General features: G+C 35.1%; 17 protein-coding genes. 14 read left to right on the top strand and 3 right to left on the bottom strand.

Going from position 1 to position 19,701, the window contains the following annotated elements; all coding sequences use genetic code 11:
* Positions 1-470 precede the first annotated feature (470 nt).
* From QA612_RS19990 to QA612_RS20020, 7 genes are all read left to right on the top strand, one after another.
* Complete coding sequence (locus QA612_RS19990; RefSeq protein WP_278285597.1) at positions 471-1,901, top strand: MDR family MFS transporter; 1,431 nt, start codon at positions 471-473, stop codon at positions 1,899-1,901.
* A gap of 11 nt (positions 1,902-1,912) precedes the next feature.
* A complete protein-coding gene (locus QA612_RS19995; protein ID WP_278285598.1) occupies positions 1,913-2,164 on the top strand; it encodes a hypothetical protein in 252 nt (83 codons plus the stop codon).
* A complete protein-coding gene (locus QA612_RS20000; protein WP_278285599.1) occupies positions 2,151-2,711 on the top strand; it encodes a DoxX family protein in 561 nt (186 codons plus the stop codon). The genes QA612_RS19995 and QA612_RS20000 overlap by 14 nt, the downstream gene beginning before the upstream one ends.
* Positions 2,712-3,071: 360 nt before the next feature.
* Positions 3,072-3,281, top strand: coding sequence for a hypothetical protein (locus QA612_RS20005; RefSeq protein ID WP_278285600.1), 210 nt, complete (start codon positions 3,072-3,074; stop codon positions 3,279-3,281).
* A gap of 545 nt (positions 3,282-3,826) precedes the next feature.
* Positions 3,827-4,750: a hypothetical protein gene (locus QA612_RS20010; protein WP_278285601.1), complete on the top strand. Its 924-nt coding sequence runs from the start codon at positions 3,827-3,829 to the stop codon at positions 4,748-4,750.
* Positions 4,751-5,002: 252 nt separating this feature from the next.
* A complete protein-coding gene (locus QA612_RS20015; RefSeq protein ID WP_278285602.1) occupies positions 5,003-7,444 on the top strand; it encodes a beta-glucosidase in 2,442 nt (813 codons plus the stop codon).
* A 95-nt stretch (positions 7,445-7,539) separates the two neighbouring features.
* The gene (locus QA612_RS20020; protein ID WP_278285603.1) at positions 7,540-8,004 is read left to right on the top strand and encodes a DinB family protein; all 465 of its coding nucleotides are present in this window, start codon (positions 7,540-7,542) and stop codon (positions 8,002-8,004) included.
* A 309-nt stretch (positions 8,005-8,313) separates the two neighbouring features.
* Here the strand turns inward: QA612_RS20020 and QA612_RS20025 are convergent, their stop codons facing one another.
* Positions 8,314-9,249 carry an HD-GYP domain-containing protein gene (locus QA612_RS20025; protein WP_278285604.1) on the bottom strand — a complete coding sequence of 312 codons (936 nt, stop codon included), beginning with the start codon at positions 9,247-9,249 and terminating at the stop codon, positions 8,314-8,316.
* 222 nt (positions 9,250-9,471) lie between these two features.
* Between QA612_RS20025 and QA612_RS20030 the strand changes: the two genes are divergently transcribed.
* From QA612_RS20030 to QA612_RS20045, 4 genes are all read left to right on the top strand, one after another.
* Positions 9,472-10,335 (top strand): YitT family protein, encoded by an 864-nt coding sequence (locus QA612_RS20030; RefSeq protein WP_278285605.1) that lies wholly within the window; start codon positions 9,472-9,474, stop codon positions 10,333-10,335.
* Positions 10,336-10,872: 537 nt separating this feature from the next.
* Entirely contained in the window at positions 10,873-12,231 is a 1,359-nt protein-coding gene (locus tag QA612_RS20035) for a PAS domain-containing sensor histidine kinase (RefSeq protein ID WP_278285606.1), read from the top strand.
* 829 nt (positions 12,232-13,060) lie between these two features.
* Positions 13,061-13,510 carry an OsmC family protein gene (locus QA612_RS20040; protein WP_278285607.1) on the top strand — a complete coding sequence of 150 codons (450 nt, stop codon included), beginning with the start codon at positions 13,061-13,063 and terminating at the stop codon, positions 13,508-13,510.
* A 150-nt stretch (positions 13,511-13,660) separates the two neighbouring features.
* Positions 13,661-14,044 carry a MazG nucleotide pyrophosphohydrolase domain-containing protein gene (locus QA612_RS20045; RefSeq protein ID WP_278285608.1) on the top strand — a complete coding sequence of 128 codons (384 nt, stop codon included), beginning with the start codon at positions 13,661-13,663 and terminating at the stop codon, positions 14,042-14,044.
* Positions 14,045-14,279: 235 nt separating this feature from the next.
* Here the strand turns inward: QA612_RS20045 and QA612_RS20050 are convergent, their stop codons facing one another.
* Complete coding sequence (locus QA612_RS20050) at positions 14,280-14,483, bottom strand: hypothetical protein (RefSeq protein ID WP_278285609.1); 204 nt, start codon at positions 14,481-14,483, stop codon at positions 14,280-14,282.
* 420 nt (positions 14,484-14,903) lie between these two features.
* Between QA612_RS20050 and QA612_RS20055 the strand changes: the two genes are divergently transcribed.
* A complete protein-coding gene (locus tag QA612_RS20055) occupies positions 14,904-15,053 on the top strand; it encodes a lmo0937 family membrane protein (RefSeq protein WP_278285610.1) in 150 nt (49 codons plus the stop codon).
* Between the two features lie 92 nt (positions 15,054-15,145).
* On the opposite strand, the gene QA612_RS20060 is transcribed toward QA612_RS20055, so the two are convergent.
* Positions 15,146-16,048: an oxidoreductase gene (locus QA612_RS20060; protein ID WP_347568887.1), complete on the bottom strand. Its 903-nt coding sequence runs from the start codon at positions 16,046-16,048 to the stop codon at positions 15,146-15,148.
* A gap of 449 nt (positions 16,049-16,497) precedes the next feature.
* Here QA612_RS20060 and QA612_RS20065 point away from each other — a divergent pair, with 449 nt between their 5' ends.
* Both QA612_RS20065 and QA612_RS20070 read left to right on the top strand, forming a co-directional pair.
* On the top strand, positions 16,498-19,005 hold the full coding sequence (locus QA612_RS20065) for a diguanylate cyclase (protein ID WP_278285612.1): 2,508 nt from the start codon (positions 16,498-16,500) through the stop codon (positions 19,003-19,005).
* A gap of 30 nt (positions 19,006-19,035) precedes the next feature.
* Positions 19,036-19,602, top strand: coding sequence for a DUF4256 domain-containing protein (locus QA612_RS20070; protein ID WP_481804458.1), 567 nt, complete (start codon positions 19,036-19,038; stop codon positions 19,600-19,602).
* Positions 19,603-19,701: the final 99 nt, after the last annotated feature.

Raw genomic sequence — 19,701 nt, forward strand, 5'->3', positions numbered from 1 at the left:
GTCATTTTAGCCTCATGACTTGTAATCATTGATCTATCATAAAAGTTGAATAGCCGTAATCTAACTCCAGTATAAGAGATAATACGGCAAAAATAATATGTGTAAAATATGCAAGATATATAATTACATCCACACCATCTATCTAGTTTAATACAATAAAAGCTGTGAGTCATATATTTTGATTTTGTGGTGGTTTTGTGGGGACGGTTCTCGTGATTCATTCGTTTCGCTAAACGAAAGAATCGCAAGAACCGTCCCCGTTTAGTTTGAAACGGGCTAAAACAAGGTGTATAATTTACTATTGTCTTTATAACTCATTCTTAGTTTATAGCTTCGTTTTTCTCACGAAAATACTTCTCTCAAGCGGCACTTTCAACACATTACCCTTTTAGGATGATTAAATATAGATTTGCGTATGACTTAACTAGGTTTATAGATAGTTAAAAATGATTGATTAGGAGATATCTCATATGGAAAATGATCAAAATTATAATAGAGTATTGATTGCAGGTTTATTGATAACAGGGTCATTTATTGCAGTTTTAAATCAAACACTAATGATTACAGCTATTCCCCCTTTAATGATAGAAATGGATATTACAGCAAATACAGGGCAATGGTTAACAACGGTGTTTATGCTAGTAATGGGTATTATGGTGCCTATTTCTGCATTTCTTATTGAAAAATTTACAACACGACAGCTTTTTTTGACTGCCATGGGGATCTTCACCTTTGGTACGATCATTGCCGGAATTGCCACCAATTTTCCTATCTTACTAACAGGACGGATTATTCAATCCATTGGTGCTGGAATAACCCTCCCTCTCATGCAAACAGTTTTTTTACTTATTTTTCCTGTGGAACGCCGAGGAGCAGCTATGGGGTATATTGGTCTAGTTATTTCTTTTGCACCAGCCATCGGACCAGTTCTATCTGGTTGGATTACGTCCAATTATGAATGGCGCTACATGTTCTGGGGAATTATCCCCCTAGCGATAGTAATGATGATTGTTGCTTTTTTTAGTATGAAAAATGTAACGGAGCTAAAAAACCCAAAGGTAGATCCTATTTCGATAATGCTATCGACACTTGGTTTCGGAGGACTTCTTTATGGATTCACTAGTGCAGGAAATAATGGCTGGGGGAGTCTACAAACGTTAATTTTCCTAGTATTAGGTGCAATAACGATCTACGTTTTCATTAAACGTCAGCTACGTATGTCACATCCTATGCTTGAATTTCGTGTTTTTAGAGCTCGTATTTTTACCCTTTCAACGATTATTTGTAGTGTTGGATTTTTAGGGTTAATCGGATTAGAGACGATTATCCCATTATATATGCATAACATGCGTGGTTTTTCAGCAGTGGAGGCGGGGCTTGTTTTACTACCTGGGGCACTTTTAGCAGGTTTAATGGCTCCTATTACGGGACGAATTTTCGATAAGTATGGTGCTAGAAAACTTGCAATTCCTGGACTGATTATAATGACTATATCCACCTTTGCTTTTCTTTTTATTGATACAACTACATCCCTTGTTTATTTAAGTATCATGTATGCAATACGTATGTTCGGCTTTTCTATGGTGATGATGCCAGTGAATACAGCAGGGTTGAATCAAATTCCTAGAAAGCTAATTCCCCACGGATCAGCGGTGACGAACACAATACGGCAAATGTCAGCCTCTATTGGAACTGGCTTACTCGTAACAACCATGACAACTGCAGAAGGTGTAGCAAGTAATGTCCCAACAATTACAAATCCAGATATTTTCGGAGCAATTATTGCATTTGGAATGATCGGTGTACTGACAGTAGTAGCGTTAATCTTATCCTTTCAGGTTAAGCGAACATATCCTCCAACAGACGAAGAATGGGATGCAGAAGGAGCAAAGGGAGCATAGGGACGGTTCTCATGAGTTTTTATGTACTGTTTAATAACGGAAAAGCGATTATAGTTTTTGGCCCTTGTATAGGGTCTTTTTTATTTCCTAAAGTCCAGATGTTTGAACTGGAAGTTATTCCAAAAGTTCCGTCTTCTCAGTCGTTTATTTTCTCAAATTTAGGGAAAAGGTTTGTAAAATTTAACATAAAATATCAGCATGAAGTTACTCTTTTAGAAAACGAAATATATAAAGAGAGGAGAAAGCATTATGGTAGAAGTTAAACGTGGTAATCGCGGTAGTGAAGTGATTGTAGAAGAAAATCCAATTTCTAGATTTTTATTTACAAACACGAGATCTGCACTAATTTGGTTAATTTTACGTCTTTATCTAGGTTATGCCTGGCTTACAGCTGGGTGGGGGAAAGTAGGTGCTGAAGGATGGACTGGCGAAAACGCAGGTGCCGCAATTGAAGGGTATATGCAAGGTGCATTAGCACGAGCAGCTGAAGGAGACGTTGCCAATTGGTATGCATGGATTTTAGAAAATGCGATTATTCCAAACGCTACGGTATTTGCCTATTTAGTAGCTTGGGGCGAGGTTCTTGTTGGATTAGGATTAATAATTGGGTTCTTAACAGGAATCGCTGCCTTTTTTGGTGCTTTAATGAATATATCCTTTTTGCTAGCAGGAACAATAAGCACGAATCCAGTCATGTTTTTAATTGCTATGTTACTCATTCTTGCTTGGAAAGTAGCAGGTTGGTATGGCGTTGATCGTTGGGCACTCCCATACTTAGGGACACCTTGGAAGCGAACAAAAAACGACTAGAGAGAGGTGTTATAAGTATTTTAGTACACCATAAAAAATCACAAGAAACAAATCAAAATTAAGACCCTTTATTAGGGTCTTTTTTAAAAGGCCAAAATTATAAGTTTATTACTAACGATGTCTAGGAGTCAGGAGGTCGATAATTTAACCGTTGGCCACAGGAAGTAGGAGAGGGATGGTGCTTAGTGAACTTTTAGTGACTTTTAATGACACTTAACGATTTCAAAAAACGCATCAGAACCGTCCCTATGCTTTTTCTAGAAAACACTCATAAAACCCATGACTCCTCAAAATATGTTAGTCTATTAGTTGAGGCCAGAAAATCCTACATATCTTTTTAAATAACGGAGGAAAAATAACATGAATCAAGAAATAGTTAAAATAGCCATTCGATTTATTATAATGTATGTAGTTTTTGTAGGTATTCTCTACTTTATCCAAGATCAATTCTTGTGGTTAGATGGTTTGATTTTTGCCGCTATATACATTGCTTTGTTTTACTTACTCAAAATTCTATTTAGTAAGTTCAAAAGAAAAGTGGATGAAGGAAAAGAAGACCTTAACAAATAGTAAGAATCGCGGGGAATGGCCTCGCGATTTTTTCGTTTAGCTGAACAAATGATTCATTTGAACCGTCCCCAAAAACCAGCAGGAATATTTTGGCTGTTGTCGAAATTTACTTTATATAGCGTAGTAATTAATTTTTGGATTATTTTTTGAATAGGAATGCTTGAAACTAAAAGTAAGTGAATAGTTAATGCTATCTTGGTTTCAGCACTTTAGCATACAATCAGTACAGCTATATTGGAAACTCGGTAGATTCGGTGTAATGAATAACATAACGGCAACCGTAAGTGATTAATTTCATTCGATGAACTATATTAATTATTAAAACATCAATCATATACACAATTCATGTAGCATAGAGAGTGGGATTTTGTGGCCATAGTACGGTGGAAGAAATCTATGGCATCGAGAGGGAGAAAATATCAACATTGATTGGAATGTACGAGGGTAGGGGGGATCTATTTCTTTCGTTTAGCAAAACGAAAGAATCACTAGAACCGTCCCCACGAGTTCCCTCGAACAATACAAATCAAAGGGAGGGGTTCACTATGCAATTCCCGTTAAGTAAGGAGGACATTGATGGTATTTGGAAGACACTCACTTTAGAGCAACAAGAATGGATAATGGAATATACGAAACAACGAAGAAGAGATAAATGGTTTGAGGCTTTAGCTGAAAGAAAAGGTATCATCCTTGACATCCATGCTACGGATGAAGAAAAGAGAAATGCTATTGATGATTGGGAACTAGTAGAAGTTTTGGATGGTGGAAAAGGAAACAAACCATTTAAGTGTGAATGCGGAAAATCGATACGGTTTCAATATATTGTTTACCATGTAAAGAAAGATAAAACGTACAAGCTTGGTTCTACGTGTATTTCACATTATACCGGTTTGACTGCTGATGTGGTGAATGATGTGAAAAAAGGGATTTTACAAATAAATACAAAACGAGATGAATTATTGCTAAAAATAAAGAATCAGCAATTTACAAACCTTGAATGGTATGAAGAAAAAGGCATAAATGTCCCATTATTTATCAAAAAGCAAAGGGAAATTGGTCTTCCTTTATTTGATGAGCAAATAAAGGAGCTGGAGGAACTACTAGAAGATTTAATGATGCAAAGATTACTTGAAAAGAGAATAAAAGAAAGAGATGAGTGGGAACGAAGGTGGAAGGAAAACAAAACAGTAAATGCTGCTAAACAAATAATTATTGAACCCAATGATTTTCAACAAGAATGTAGACCAAAGGAAGAAAATGAATATACATACGATTCCTTTATCGAAGAACATATTCATATTTTACGAGAAATCCGGAAGAAAGAGGAAGATTTATCCCCTAAGCTAAAAGAAGAATGGGATTGGATGCAGAATGAAGTACGACAATTCAAACTGAAAGGAACAATGGATTTTGAAAAATTTAAGGTTAGAATGGAAAATATGATGATTCCTTTAAAAATAAATAAGTGACCATACTGCTGAAAAGATGTTCTATCTATCCTTCTATTCACAAAAGGAACTAGAAACTTCAGTATTCAATACATAATTCCCGAAGTAAAAATAGTAGAGGATATTAATAGGTTCCATCAGACAGTCATGTTAAGAATTTTCTTCGAAAAAAAGAGAGTCCCATTAGAAAATTATATCTTTTCAAAGTGCATTAGCCGAGTGTATGATTACCTATTTGATATACCGAAGATTATTGAGAGCAGGGGTACCAATATGAATGAATATAGATTAAAAACTCAAGAGAACCGTCCCCACGAATTCCAAAAAATGAGGCATCAGAAAACTATCTCAAAGATGACCCTGGAACAGAAGATTGCTTTCTGCTCTGGAAAGTCGTTCTGGGAAACGAAAGAATTTAAAGAGCTTGGAATTCCGTCCTTGTTTTTAAGTGATGGACCTCATGGACTGAGAAAACAGGAAGGGAACAGTGACCACCTTGGTTTGAATGCTAGCCGTGCAACCACTTGTTTTCCAACAGCTAGTGCCGTAAGCGCTGCATGGGACAATGAGCTTATTTATAGAATGGGAGAAGCGATCGGAAAGGAAGCGGCAAAAATCGGTGTTAACGTCGTCCTTGGCCCTGGTACAAACATGAAGAGAAACCCTTTATGTGGCCGTAATTTTGAATACTTCAGTGAGGATCCATTCCTTTCTGGTTCACTATCGACTGTCTGGATCAAAGGCTGCCAAAGTACAGGAGCTGGTGTATCATTAAAGCACTTCGCCTTAAATAATCAGGAATTAAAACGGATGAGTACGGACGTACTTGTAGATGAACGTGCCCTGAGAGAATACTATCTATCACCCTTCGAAGCAGCAGTGAAGGAAGGAAAGCCTACTACGGTCATGTGTGCTTATAACAAGGTGGAAGGAACATATTGCAGTGATAATAAGATGCTTCTTCAGGACATTCTTCGTAAGGAATGGAGATTTGACGGTGCTGTGATCACTGATTGGGGGGCAATGAATGATCGGATTAAAGCCTTCAAGGCAGGTCTAGACTTGGAAATGCCAGGCAGTAACGGCCGATTTGATCAGGAAGTAAAGTCAGCGGTGGAACAAGGTATCCTAATGGAGAAAACAATAGATGACAGTGTAGATCGTCTCTTAACGTTGATTGAACGGACAACGGACCAAATGGAAGTTTCTTCGGATGAGATATTCAATGAACACCATCAATTGGCGAGAGAAATAGCACAAGCTTCAGGAGTTCTGTTAAAAAATGAAGGTCAACTTTTACCACTCCAAAAAGGCGCTGAAATTGCAGTCATTGGAAAACTAGCAGAAACCCCTCGATATCAGGGAAGTGGATCGTCACAGGTAACCCCAACTAAATTAGTAAGTCTCTTAGAGGCTATTAGAAGCTATTCTGATGAGGTAACATATGAGCAAGGTTACACGATTGAAGATAAAGTAGAAAAAAATCTCCAAGAAAATGCAGTGAAGCTTGCAAAATCAGCTGAAGTAGCCGTAGTGTGTATGGGTCTAACAGACATTTTCGAAAGTGAGGGCTTTGATCGGCTGCACATGCGAATACCTCATAATCAGATCCAGTTACTAAATGAAATTTCCAAAGTTCAAGAAAACGTCGTCATTGTGTTAGTAGGTGGAAGTGCCATTGAAATGCCGTGGGAAAACAAAGGGAAATCGATTTTGCACATGCAGCTTTCTGGACAAGCAGGAGGACAGGCTACAGCAGATCTGTTGTTTGGCGCTGTTAATCCTAGCGGTAAACTTACTGAAAGCTATCCTTATACGTATGAAGATGTTGTAAATAGCAGTTATTATCTAGTAAATCCAAAACAAACACCTTATTTGGAAAGTATGTTTTGTGGATATCGTTATTTTACAACAGCTGGTACAAAAGTAAGATACCCGTTCGGTTTCGGATTATCTTATACGACATTTGACTATTTGAACATGAACGTTCACCTTGAGGAGAATGGTGATGTAACAGTATCAGCTACAATATTAAATAGTGGGAAGGTAGCAGGTGCTGAAGTAGTTCAGGTCTATGTTTCTCCTGAAACAGGTGGGGTCTACAGACCCAAACGGGAACTGAAAAGTTTTATGAAAGTACATCTTCAACCAATAGAAAGAAAAGAGATTACTTTAAAACTAACGAAAAGGGACTTTGCGATCTATGACAGTAAAAGATCAGATTGGATAGTAGAACGTGGCATATATGTCATTGAGCTTGGATCTAGTTGTGAGGATATACGCCTGAAAGACCCTGTTACGTTAGAAGGTGAGGAACCGATAAAATCTCAATGTAGCGGTTGGTATTATACCTTTGATGAAGACCCTTCAAAAGAGGACTTCTTGACAATTCATAAGGATTTTGAGGAATATGTTCCACAAACAAAAGGAACCTATGATATAACAAGCTCGTTAAAGGAGATGAAGGAAACAAGTAGATTATGCCGGATGATCTTTAAAGGTCTAGAAAAAGGGCTTGCAAAACAAACAGGAGGAAAGGTTGATTACTTGAACCCTGAATTTAAAATGTTGATGGACTCAGCATCGGATCTTCCCGTAAAGGCAATGCCATTATTCTCATCTAAAATATCTATAGGTTTCGTTCAATTTATCGTTGAGACAGCAAATGGACACCCATTTCGTGGATTGAAGCATCTTTTGAAAAAGAGGAGTTAGCTAGAGTTGTTGTAGCTATTTGAAATTCCTAATAGTAGAAGATGAAACATCTATGGCAAAAACAATGATAAAAGAAATGAACAGGAGGAATTGTTGTGAAGGAACGGCATAAAGCATTATTTCGACAAATGAATATTTATCGGGAAGATCTTTTAGCGGTTGTGGAAGATGTAACGGAGGAAGAAGCAGATATTATTCCACATGGCTTTAATAACAATATTCGATGGAATCTTGGTCATACATATTTGGATCTGTACTTATGGATAGAAGACGTTACCAAAGAAGGAGGTAACTATCCAAAAGTATTTAATGACTGGTTTGGTTTTGGTACGACACCAGAGGACTTTACAGAAGATACACCTTCATTTTTGGAACTGAAAGAACTTCTTAAGGATCAGATAAAACAAATAAAAGATGTTTACGGCCATAGACTTGATGAAGAATTCCCGCCTACAAGCATGGAAAACTACACAACAATTGAACAGGTGCTTGTGAGAACAGTTTTTCATGAAGGAATGCATCTTCAGGCAATTACGGATATAAAAAAATTGATTAAATAATATGGAATGAGTTTGATAGAAGAATGATTTATATTAAGGAACTATAAAGAAATATTTATTCCCTAATCTAGCATTTAAATTGTATGATTAACTATGTAATTTCGGTAGTTTAAAGGTTAATGCAATTCTGGGAAGTGGAAGGTATTCAGAGCAAGAATATGTATGCTTTGCAAATAATGGAGATTCTTTAGAGACAAGTACATCGGTCACATTAACACCAATTGAATAATGATAAACACAAGATTGTTTCTTTATTTGTTTTATAAGAGACAATCTTTTTTTGTAAGAGGAAGTCACATTGGTTTTTACTTATTTATTTCGATATACGAATGAATCACTAGAACCGTCCCCATCAAATGATTGAAGAAAAATATCTACGATTTCTGGATCAAACTGCGTTCCTTTATTTTTTTTGAGCTCATTTAAGGTATATTCAAGGTCATACTCCTTTCTGTAAACTCTCTTGGAAATCATTGCATCAAATGAGTCTGCAACCGCAACAATTCGAGCAACTAAAGGAATGTTCTTTCCCTTTAATCCTTTAGGATAACCTTTTCCATCATACCGTTCATGATGATATAATACGATGTCTAATACGCCACTTCCATGAAAGGTAGATACGTGTTTAATGATATCATGGCCAATGATAGGATGTGTTTTTATTAAATCATATTCCTCATCAGATAATTTAGCTCGTTTTGTTAGTATATTTTCAGGGATTCCGATCTTCCCAATATCGTGTAACAACCCACCTATCCGAATCTTATCACATAGATTTTTTGACAAATTCATTTTTTTTGCTATCTGTAAAGAAATCCTTGAAACATTTTCTGAATGATGCCAAGTATAAGAATCTCTTGAATCCAAAGCATTTGCTAATGCTGATGTTAGTTCAATATTGGACGATTTTACCTTTTGAGCATACCTCATTAAAGAAGCTGAGATAAAAGTTATTAATAAGTAGGTAATGATATAAATGACTAATGTGCTGAAATTTGCATCTACACTGGGTATTAAAAGATATCTAGATAGCACTACTAAAAGGGTAAAAAAAGTTAGAAATAAAGTGGACCGATTATAAAATCCAATGCCTAATAAAATGACAGTTATGATATATAGTATAAAAAAATTTCCGTTATTTAGTAATAGGATGTAATTTAATGAAGTACTAAAGAAAAAAAAGATAAAGAAACCATATTGAAATAGGTAGGGTCTATTTAACCATTGATTAAATGTATTAGCCATAATGACTCCTCTGTACACAAGTGATATTTACATTTTTTTCCTTATAAAATAATATTTAAACCTAGATTATCCATACAATATATAAACTAAAAGCATAGACAGATTATCGGTTTGGTATCGCCAGCTATAAATCAATAGAAAATGAATCGGGAGAACCGTCCCCACGCTTCTTTTGTGGTAGAATAAAAGAGGGTATTATATAGAAATGATGGTGATGTCCTTTTGAATAAACTTTTTGATTATTTTATTTTAACGATTGGATCTATTATTGTAGCTGTAGGATTAGAACTAATTTTAGCACCAAATAGTTTAGTAGATGGTGGTGTTACAGCCATTGCCATTATGATTAATGCTGTTTCAAAATTTCCAATCTGGATTACGTTTGTTATATTGAATATCCCTTCGCTATATGTAGCAGGTAAATATATGGGGAAAAAGTTTGTTATTAGAACGCTATATGCAAATGTCATTACTACAATTGCTTTAATTAATATGGCCCCATTTCCAGCGATTACAACATCGGAAGTGTTGATCGTTCTCTATGGAGGACTCTTGCTTGGAGTTGGTATAGGTCTTGTAGTAAAAGCAGGTGGAGCTGTTGATGGAACAGAAATGATTGCCATATGGATTAACAAAAAATACCATATACCTATAAGTAAATTCTTATTATTAATTAACGCCGTTATTTTATCTGTAGCAGCTTTTGTGTTTTCCTTAGAACAGGCAATGTTCTCCATCGCTGTATTTTTCATCGTATCGAAGACAATTGACTTTGTGTTAGATGGAATTAATCAAGGTAAATCAGTCATGATTATTTCGGAAAAACCTGAGGAAATTGGACAACAGTTAATTGATGAATTAGGAATGTCTATAACTTATCTCCATGGTGTGGGGGGATATAGTAATCAAGAGGTTCATATCATATACTGTATTACCGATCGATTTAGATATCCTAAACTAAAAGAAGTCGTCCTTTCTATTGATTCATCTGCAATATTAGAAGCATCCTTTGTAACGGAGACGACAGGTGTGAAAAGTAAGGCATTGTTTAGAATAAATCAAAAGTCAGTGGATGATGGTGAGTGAGATTAAAGAGTCTCCTAATTTAATATGTAAGTGACACTAACACATAAACGCATTGGTTTAGTTATAGCCAATGCGTTTTAATACTTTGATGACCACGCAAGAAGAAGTATTGAAACAAATTTTAGTTAGAGCTGAAAGCTCAGCAATTAGACTGTTTGATATACCTGCGACAGGGTGTAGAATATGCAATATTGATGAACAGGAAGGATAGCGATACTATTTACATCCATTAGGGTTATTAGCTTTTGTCGCCGTAAATTAAGCTTATAATTTTGTATAAAAAAATGATAATGGATTTAAACCAGTGATTTTCGTTATGCTGAACACTGGTTTCTTTTATTTGATGCAACTAAAACTATGCTCCCAACAGTTGTTTATAATTATGCGTATTTACTGTTTCTTCCTGAAACAATGTTTTTATTTCGCTAAACGAAAGAATCACTAGAACCATTCCAAAAAAATAAAGGTATTTTTACAAAGTTGGAGAAATAAGTATATTGTTAATAAACTGTATTTGTGAAAGTAGAGGTGGTGCGAATGCCGTTAAATAACGATATTTTAGATCGGATATCCGATGCTTTTTTTGCTGTAGATAGTGATTGGAACATTACATATTTTAATACGGAAGCGGTAAGAGTATTAGGACGTGAAAAAAAAGAAGTATTAAATCTTAATTTATGGGTGGCATTTCCGGAAGCTGTTAATCAGGAGGTATATAGACAATATCATAAAGCAGTTCGAGAACAAAAACCTGTCTTTTTTGAAATGTACTGGCCGCCTCGAAGCATGTGGTATAACGTTAGAGCCTTCCCTTCTTCCAATGGTCTGACGGTATTTTTTCAAGATATAACCGTGCAAAAGCAATTGGCAACTAAGCAGGAGGAGCACTATAAGTCCTTGTTTCATAACAATCCTGATGCTGTATTTTCCTTTGACCTGGATGGAAATTACATAAGTGTAAACCCTGCAATGGAAAAACTTCTTGGATACAATGAACAGGAATTTATTAATATGAATTGGAGTCCTCTTGTAAAGGAGGAAGAGGTTGAAGAGGTAGACTACTATTTTCAGAAGGCTTTAAAGGGAGAAACCCAACATTATGAGACGATTGCCAGACACAGAGATGGGAGCACAATTAATGTAAAGGTGACGAACATGCCGATTATTGTCTGTGGAAAGATCGTGGGTGTTTATGGAATTGCAAGGGATGTAACGAAAGAAATGGAGACCGAAAAGCTTTTGGTTGATTCGGAAAAGCTTATGGCTGTAGGTCAACTTGCAGCATCAATTGCTCATGAAATACGAAATCCACTAACGTCACTAAAAGGATTTTTGCAGTTGATGGAACAAACGGAGGGTCAGTCTAACGAGGAATACCTTAAGATACTTTCCGATGAAGTATCACGAATCGAGCTAATTACAGGGGAGTTATTAGTTTTGGCAAAACCTCAGGCACACGATTTTCAAATGATTGATATATTAATAATAATTAAAGATGTTGTTACATTGTTATATTCCCAAGCATTAATGAATGGTGTTGAAATTCACAGTGATTATGAGGTACTTCCAAAAATCAAAGGTATAGAAACTCAATTAAAACAAGCATTAATTAATGTAATCAAAAATGCAATTGAGGCCATGGAAAGTGGTGGAAATCTCTATATTTCGGTAAAAAATAACGGTGGTGCTATTGTCATTGTGGTGAAGGATGAAGGAGTCGGTATACCAAAGGAAATTCTAGAGAAGATCGGTTCCCCTTTTTATACAACAAAGGAAAAGGGGACAGGTCTTGGGATGATGACGACGATGAAGATTATTCAGACCCATGAGGGGAAATTTGAGATTACTAGTGCACCAAGTGATGGGACGACGGTGAAAATTACATTACCTGTTTAAAGAAAATAATTTACTTGGTCCTGTATGACAATCGAGCACTATTGATGAAAGCTAAAGGAGCCTACATTATGTATGGTTCCTTTAGCTTTGTTGTCGTGTCTGTCATTTGTATAAAGTAAAATACAAATTAAAGGTGATTTATTCGTTCAATGCGGATTATGTTGTACCCTACCCTTTTCCAATCAGAATCATTACTCCCTTAAAAATAAGGACACACGAAAATAAGAGAATTGTTAGCACACCTATAAGATAAGCTAAAGGTTGTAACGGCTCCAAAAATCCATTTAGCGGAACCCGTATCAGTGCAAATCCTGCCAGAATACAAGCTAAATATAAAAACGGAAAATGATTCATTTGAAGTCACTCCTTTCATTAAATATGTATTCATAAATGAGACATTTATTTCTTTATGAATCATTTATCTTGTCTCATAGGAGGTATATAAATGTTTTTTACATATGTATATGATTATCCACTAAAAAATTTCGTAAATTGTTCAATTTATCAGGGACAGAGTTAGGAAACAATATAACAGAAATTGAGTATCTCTTTTGCCCAAAATGAATATAATCCCGTTAAAACAGAGACGTTTATGAGGTCGGAACTAGTAAGATTCCTCGGGAAATGTTATCGCATTTTCTTCGTCCGTTGGATTATTCTCTCTAAATCAAATTCAAAGTCCTGCTGGAAAAGTAATAGCTATGGGACATAGGAGTAATTGGAGTTTATTCAGAGCTCATCAATACTATAATATTACCAATGATGACCAATACTTCTTAGCTAAAGGAATGCTCAGATAAAAGAAAAATGATTGAAAGGATTGTCATATATGAAAAAATCGATCGTGTCTTTATCATCAAAAAGCAAATTACTTAAGGGTTATAAATCTGAGATATCTGTAAGAGAATTCCACCCTTTTCATATGGATGAACCGGAAGAGTTAGGTGGGTCAGATGATGCACCTAACCCAATGGAGTATGTTCTCTCTTCTCTAGCTGGTTGTGAAACGGTTATGATGAGTATGATTTGCGATGAATTAGAAATCTCTTTAATCGGATTAGAAATACAAACATCTGGTGAAATAGATATTCGAGGATTACAGGGAGTGGAAGGCGTAAACCCTCATTTTCAATCAATAAAACAATTATTTAAAATTTCAATGACTTCAGGAAGAGAGAAGATTGACGAATTAATAGAGGAATTGAAGAGTCGTTGTCCAGCATATAACCTTTTAAAGGACGCTAATATCCCTATTGATATAAAATATGAAATTATTTAAGTATTTGAACAACAATGAATAGGTGCTGCTAAACCTTTTTAGAAACTCGTCTTGGATTATCAAGGCGGGTTATTTTTATGACCTAGAGTTTGTGGTATCATTCAGGAGTATAAATTTTATAGTTTACGATATTATGAAAGGGGTTTTTTTATGAAGGAAATGCAAGCGTATGCTAAACAATATCATAAAGATATGAACTGGGAAATACATAATGATAACTATGAAAGAACGAGAGCATCACTTTTAAATAATTATATGTTACTTACAACCGAAATGGCCGAAGTCGCTGAAGAATTTAGGAGAGCCTTTAATATGGCTAATAAAAGTATTCAAGAGGGAATGGATGAAGATAAAGCTTTTGAACTAGCAAAGGAAGCTGTAAAAGAAGATCTTGGTAAAGAATTTGCAGATTGTCTAGCTTATATCACTAAAATGGCAAATTATTTTGAAATTGATTTAGAGGATAGTTTCTACAATAAAATGAATGAAGTTAAGAACAGAAAAAATAAAGATGTTCGGTTAATGCCTAAATAAACGATAAAATGGTACCAAACCTCTCCCAAATTAAAGCTTTACTGCACGGAATGCTTACCATAAACATTCCATTTTAAAGTTAGGAAAGAATGAAAGGAATTTTGGTACTAATGTATTTCATGTTTTTTCAGGAGCACTATTTTTAGATGAGTAAAAAAAGGTAGATCCAATATGCTAAAGCCTTCGGATCTACCTTTTTATTCAATTTTATCATGCCAAACTCGTAGATTAATTGCTACCTTCTTTTATTTTGTAATTCACCCTCAATAATATTCACCGTCTCTACTTCAACATGCACAATATTGTTGTGGAGGTTTTCCACACTAACTACTTTCCCTTTACGGCCTTTGATTTTAATTCCTGCTCCTTCAGCTGGTACACTTTTGAGAAGTTGGCTTAACACAATATCTCTCTTTTCATAAAAATTAACATGATACATATTCCTCACCCATTTCACCTAATCTTTAATATTCTTCATTATGGAATATATGATGCTATATTAAAATTCATTCTGATTAGATAAATTAAATGTTTTCTTACAGTTTGAATTACTGAAATTTCCGAATGAGATAGCCTATCTTCTTTAGATGTGGGAGTATTAGGAAGGATAAAACAACCGTTATCACATGTTTAATAGCTGTATCTCCTGAATTTGATAATTTTCAGCTCCAACGTACAAGAGGAACCAATATCTTTAGTTTCGCAAAACGAATGAATCGGAAGAACCGTCCCAAAATGTTTTGGATGTAAAAAACGAGGGAAGTGTTTTTACCAAGTAATAATTATAGAGAGCACAAATTAACTTTATAGAACAATAGAGTTGTTTGTCATTGGTTAAAATTATTAGGAGGGATATTCAATGTTGTGGTTTATATTCTTTATATTATTGATCCTATGGGTATTAGGAATGATTTCAGGACAAGTGCTTGGCGGCTTTTTGCATATCCTTCTAGTGGTAGCAATTGCAGTCGTATTAATTCGAGTCATTCAGGGACGAAGACCATTATAGATTTGTTTTGAAAAAAGAAGCCTTTCCACAGGTATTTTAACGTGTAGTTGCAATACTCTGTTGGGTTGGCTTCTTCATTTAATAATTTTTAGTTATCCAGTAATCGGCTTATTTAACTGAAAGTCATAGGTTACTGAGGTTAATTGTTCGGATACGTCCCATAGTCTATTCATTGTTTCTTTATTATAGACTTTTCTGTGAGGGATTTCGATTGTTGGATTTCCTTTTCGATTACCTGCACCGTCTGGACCGATGTATTCTCCCCCAACTAATTCTTCGTCAGTAGCGGCCATAATTGTAGGTAGAGCTCCTTTTTCTGCTGATTGAGCAAATAGTTTCATAAGTGGCTTAATATACCAAGGTGTCTTATTTTTTCCAATTCTAAACAGGTTTGTAGAAGAAATACCAGGATGTGCTGCTAGGCTGATAGTTTTATATCCGTATTGTTTCAAGCGGTCGTCAAGTTCCTTCGCAAACAAGAGATTTGCTAGCTTGCTCTGACTATAAAACTTCATCGCTTTATATTCTTTTTCCCCGTCTAAATTATCAAAATCAATGACGCCGTTTCGATGCGCAATAGAGCTTAACGTCACAACACGAGAGTGATGGCCTTTCTCTAATAAAGGAAGCAGAAGCCCTGTAAGTGCAAAATGACCTAAGTGATTTGCTCCAAATTGAAGCTCAAAGCCCTCCTCCGTTTTTGAATAAGGTGGAATCATGACCCCAGCATTATTAATTAGTAAATCTACTACATCGTATTTATTAGCAAATTCTTCAGCAAAACTATAGATGGTGGATAACTTTGAAAGGTCTAGATAAAGAACATCTATGTTACCTTCTGGAAATAACTGAAGTAGCTCTTCTTTAGCTGATTTCCCTTTCGTTATATCTCTCACCGCTATGACTACGGAATTTCCTGTGCTTAAAAAATACTTGGCTGTTTCTAAGCCTAAGCCACTATTCGCACCTGTAATAACAACTCTTTTATTTGACATGTACATTCTCCCTATCTATATATATTGAAATGAATACTAAGCTTAAGTCTGTAAAAGAACCGCTACCACGTTGATACAATAGTACAGTCTAATTTAAAAGGTAATTTATAAATTTTTTTCTAACGTTGTCTAGGAGACAGGATGTCGATGATTTAACCTTTGCCTACAGGACGTAGGCTGTACTTAGGCGTAATTGGGGCGCCTTGCGCTTTTCTTATTATAATTGATGAATGTGAATATAACATGAACAAAAATAATGAGCTTGAAGGAAGTGGAAGGAATGAGAGACTAGGTATAAATATGAGTGATGTATCTAGGAGAAGTGGCGGATCCTGTACTTCTATTAACTCCAAATATCGCTTCATATTTTCATATAAATTCATAATGAAGGATAAATCACTTTCCTTATAGAATACTTTATGAATGAAATGCTATGAAGGAGATTCGTCATGCGTAAAGGAAATGATAAAGGAAACAGCAAAAATTACGATGATAATTCAATTCAATATGAAGCAGTTAAACAGGGCCGGAATGTGTTAGCCTACCTATTATTAGAGACAAAAAGATGTTATAAAGAAGGCTTATTTTCCGATGCCAAACAAAACATGGAAAAGGCATATATGATGTATGAAAAGTATGTGGATAGAGAGCCACCTGTATGTGTACAGCTCATGTTTGGTAAAGTTTTAGAAAAAAACGGAGATCTTAAACAAGCGTTAAATCACTTTAATGAACAATACACTAAGCATAATTCCATAAAAGCATTAATTAGCTTGGGATATATCAGTATCACTCTTCGTGATTTGACTTACTTAAAACAATATGAAAAGACTTGTTTAGAACGGATCGATTCTCCATCGTTACCTCTCAATGAGAAGCTGCATTTACAAGTTATTCTAGGTTATTTTTTCTCCTATATGGGGAAAGATACTTCCCTTGTACAGGATATGGTCCATTTTCATAAAGAGAACAGTACGATACTTCATGAAAAGTTAAAAGTAGTAGATTATATTCGATGGATATACAATTTGCATATTCTTCAATTATTAAATAATCGTCCTTGGACTGAAAGGGCACAGTTCATTTATGAAGCTGAATCACTGGCGGAGCAATATAACCATAAAGCTATGTTGATGAATATTTATAACCTGATGGGCATTGGATTATTGGAAGAGAACGTGATTAGAGCAAAAGAGTACATGATAAAATCGAAGGATTTAGCAATAACACTTGGAAATAAACAACATGAGATGAACGCCTATACAAATTTATTTATGTTCTATCAGTATTTAGGGGATACAAAACATGCTATAGAACTGGCTAATAAAGCACAAAGGATTGGAAAAGCAATCAATTCGAACTTTAATGAAATCAATTTAGTGAAGCTTTACTATCTCATTGAGGATTATGCACAAGCATTGGAACTCATTAATGAAATAAAGCCTATAGTACGGAGTAAAAACCTGACTATCACAAGAGTTGATGCTTTGGTTTTTCAATATAAAATTATCGTAAAGCAAAATGATGTGAAAAAAGCCACAAGGCTGTGGCCTTTTATTGAAAAGGTGTGTAAAAATCATAAGGACAAAGTAGACCTACTATTAATTCAATGTCAGTATTTTACCTTACTTAAGCAATATGATAAAACAATTCCAATGGCAATAAAATGTATGGATGAAGAGAACCTAAGCGTAGAAAATAAGCTTGAATTTTCAATGGTTCTTCTAGAAGCCTTTATCCAATCAGTTAATGATGAAGCATTCGCAAAGTATATAAAATATTTTGAAAATTTAGTATATAACAAGGGTTACTTTGGCTATCTTGGCTATGTTTATTATTATAAAGGGTTATTTTATATGAAAAAGGAATCTTATATCCAAGCAAGAGTTATGTTTCTTCGGTCTAAAAGTTATTTCAGCAAGGTAAATAATCTTCTTAAACAAAAGGAAATGGAGAATCTTATTGAAAATATAGACCAACTAACATTAGAGATACCATTTAATAAGCAGCTAGAAATGATGAATTTACTCACAAAAAATGAAATAATGTTTGATAGCATTAGATTAGTTCATTCTGGCAAGGACCTTGATGATATCTGTAAAAATATAACGAAAGTGCTACATGAAAATTTGTTGTTCGATCATGTTTATTTTCATTTTAAAATTGATAGAGAGAGAACGAAGACACTATACGTTTCTGATAAGTTACAATGTGAGAATATAACCAATGATAAAGTGAATGTAGCCTTTAGAAAAGTCATTCAAGGAAAGGAAGTGTGTCAATTTGAAGTTAACAACTTGCATTATCATGGAGTTCCACTTCTCTCCGATGAAAATGAGGTTGTTTCCACTATTCTGATAGAAAATCAAAGTGTTCTTTCTGAACAAAGCTTTTATTTTATAGAACAATTTTTACAATTTATTGCACCTAAGATTGAAAAGGTTATCTTTAATGAACTTGTACATGTTGATTACTTAACAAAGCTCTATAACAGGAACTATTTTATTAAAAGGTTAAACGAAGAGTTTCAAAAAACAGTGGATTTTCAATCGAATCTTTCTTTTATTATGATTGATATTGATGATTTTAGATATTTTAATAATCAATTTGGCCATGCAGAAGGGGATCGTATTTTGGAAAGTGTAGCCACGACTATCCTCCAGTCTGTTCGCAGTGGTGATATTGTTGGTCGGTATGGTGGAGAGGAATTAATTGTTATCCTTCCTAATACGGATTCTGGGATTGCCAAGGTTGTAGCCTATCGGATTCTAAACAAAATACGAAACATTCATGTAAATGATATGTATCAAATAACAGCTAGCATAGGTGTATCAAGTGTAGATAAAGACACTCCTATGAATATCCAAGAATTGATAGACAAAGCTGATTTTGCAGAAAGATATGCCAAGGAACACGGTAAAAATCAAGTATTTTGTTTTTGGGAGATTTCTTCGTAGGAAGAAGGGACATGCAGAGGAGGTTACATAATGATAAATGAAAAAAAAGAGTTGTCACCAGAACAGTGTGAGGAATTACTCAAAACTTTAGAAGCTCGATTTGTGGAAAATATGAACCGTCATAAAGAGATTGAATGGGAAAATGTGCGAGTAAAGCTGCAAGCTAATACTGAAAAAATGTGGTCACTTAATGAAATGGAAGTAACTGCCGGTGAACCGGATGTGGTTGATTATGATATAAAGACGGGCGAATACATTTTTTATGATTGTTCAGCGGAAAGTCCTAAGGGCCGCAGAAGTGTTTGTTATGATCGTGAAGCGCTGGAGTCAAGGAAGAAACATAAACCAGAAAATAATGCTATAGATATGGCTACTTCTATGGGCATTGAACTTTTAACGGAAGCAGAATATCGGGAACTACAGAATCTTGGGAATTTCGATATGAAAACGTCGAGTTGGGTTAAAACACCTGCGAGTATTAGAAAACTTGGAGGGGCCATCTTTTGTGATCGTCGCTATGACACTGTTTTTGTGTACCACAATGGAGCTGAATCCTATTTTGCTGCTAGAGGGTTTCGTGGGTCGCTAAGAGTCTAACGTTTCGTGTATCTTCACCGAGTCTCGTAAGATTCATTTTTGAAAATCATACACTAACCGCCCTGATAATAAGTTATTACCTGGGCGGTTAGTGCTAGT

Origin of the sequence: Evansella sp. AB-P1, from assembly GCF_029688925.1 — a bacterium.
Classification (GTDB): Bacteria; Bacillota; Bacilli; order Bacillales; family Salisediminibacteriaceae; genus Evansella.

What these genes read in the sequence shown, in the direction of transcription:
- QA612_RS19990 (WP_278285597.1), top strand. Translation starts at nt 471, where the DNA reads ATGGAAAATGATCAAAATTATAATAGAGTATTGATTGCAGGTTTATTG.
- QA612_RS19995 (WP_278285598.1), top strand. Translation starts at nt 1,913, where the DNA reads ATGAGTTTTTATGTACTGTTTAATAACGGAAAAGCGATTATAGTTTTT.
- QA612_RS20000 (WP_278285599.1), top strand. Translation starts at nt 2,151, where the DNA reads ATGGTAGAAGTTAAACGTGGTAATCGCGGTAGTGAAGTGATTGTAGAA.
- QA612_RS20005 (WP_278285600.1), top strand. Translation starts at nt 3,072, where the DNA reads ATGAATCAAGAAATAGTTAAAATAGCCATTCGATTTATTATAATGTAT.
- QA612_RS20010 (WP_278285601.1), top strand. Translation starts at nt 3,827, where the DNA reads ATGCAATTCCCGTTAAGTAAGGAGGACATTGATGGTATTTGGAAGACA.
- QA612_RS20015 (WP_278285602.1), top strand. Translation starts at nt 5,003, where the DNA reads ATGAATGAATATAGATTAAAAACTCAAGAGAACCGTCCCCACGAATTC.
- QA612_RS20025 (WP_278285604.1), bottom strand. Translation starts at nt 9,249, where the DNA reads ATGGCTAATACATTTAATCAATGGTTAAATAGACCCTACCTATTTCAA.
- QA612_RS20035 (WP_278285606.1), top strand. Translation starts at nt 10,873, where the DNA reads ATGCCGTTAAATAACGATATTTTAGATCGGATATCCGATGCTTTTTTT.
- QA612_RS20040 (WP_278285607.1), top strand. Translation starts at nt 13,061, where the DNA reads ATGAAAAAATCGATCGTGTCTTTATCATCAAAAAGCAAATTACTTAAG.
- QA612_RS20045 (WP_278285608.1), top strand. Translation starts at nt 13,661, where the DNA reads ATGAAGGAAATGCAAGCGTATGCTAAACAATATCATAAAGATATGAAC.
- QA612_RS20050 (WP_278285609.1), bottom strand. Translation starts at nt 14,483, where the DNA reads ATGTATCATGTTAATTTTTATGAAAAGAGAGATATTGTGTTAAGCCAA.
- QA612_RS20055 (WP_278285610.1), top strand. Translation starts at nt 14,904, where the DNA reads ATGTTGTGGTTTATATTCTTTATATTATTGATCCTATGGGTATTAGGA.
- QA612_RS20060 (WP_347568887.1), bottom strand. Translation starts at nt 16,048, where the DNA reads ATGTCAAATAAAAGAGTTGTTATTACAGGTGCGAATAGTGGCTTAGGC.
- QA612_RS20065 (WP_278285612.1), top strand. Translation starts at nt 16,498, where the DNA reads ATGCGTAAAGGAAATGATAAAGGAAACAGCAAAAATTACGATGATAAT.
- QA612_RS20070 (WP_481804458.1), top strand. Translation starts at nt 19,036, where the DNA reads ATGATAAATGAAAAAAAAGAGTTGTCACCAGAACAGTGTGAGGAATTA.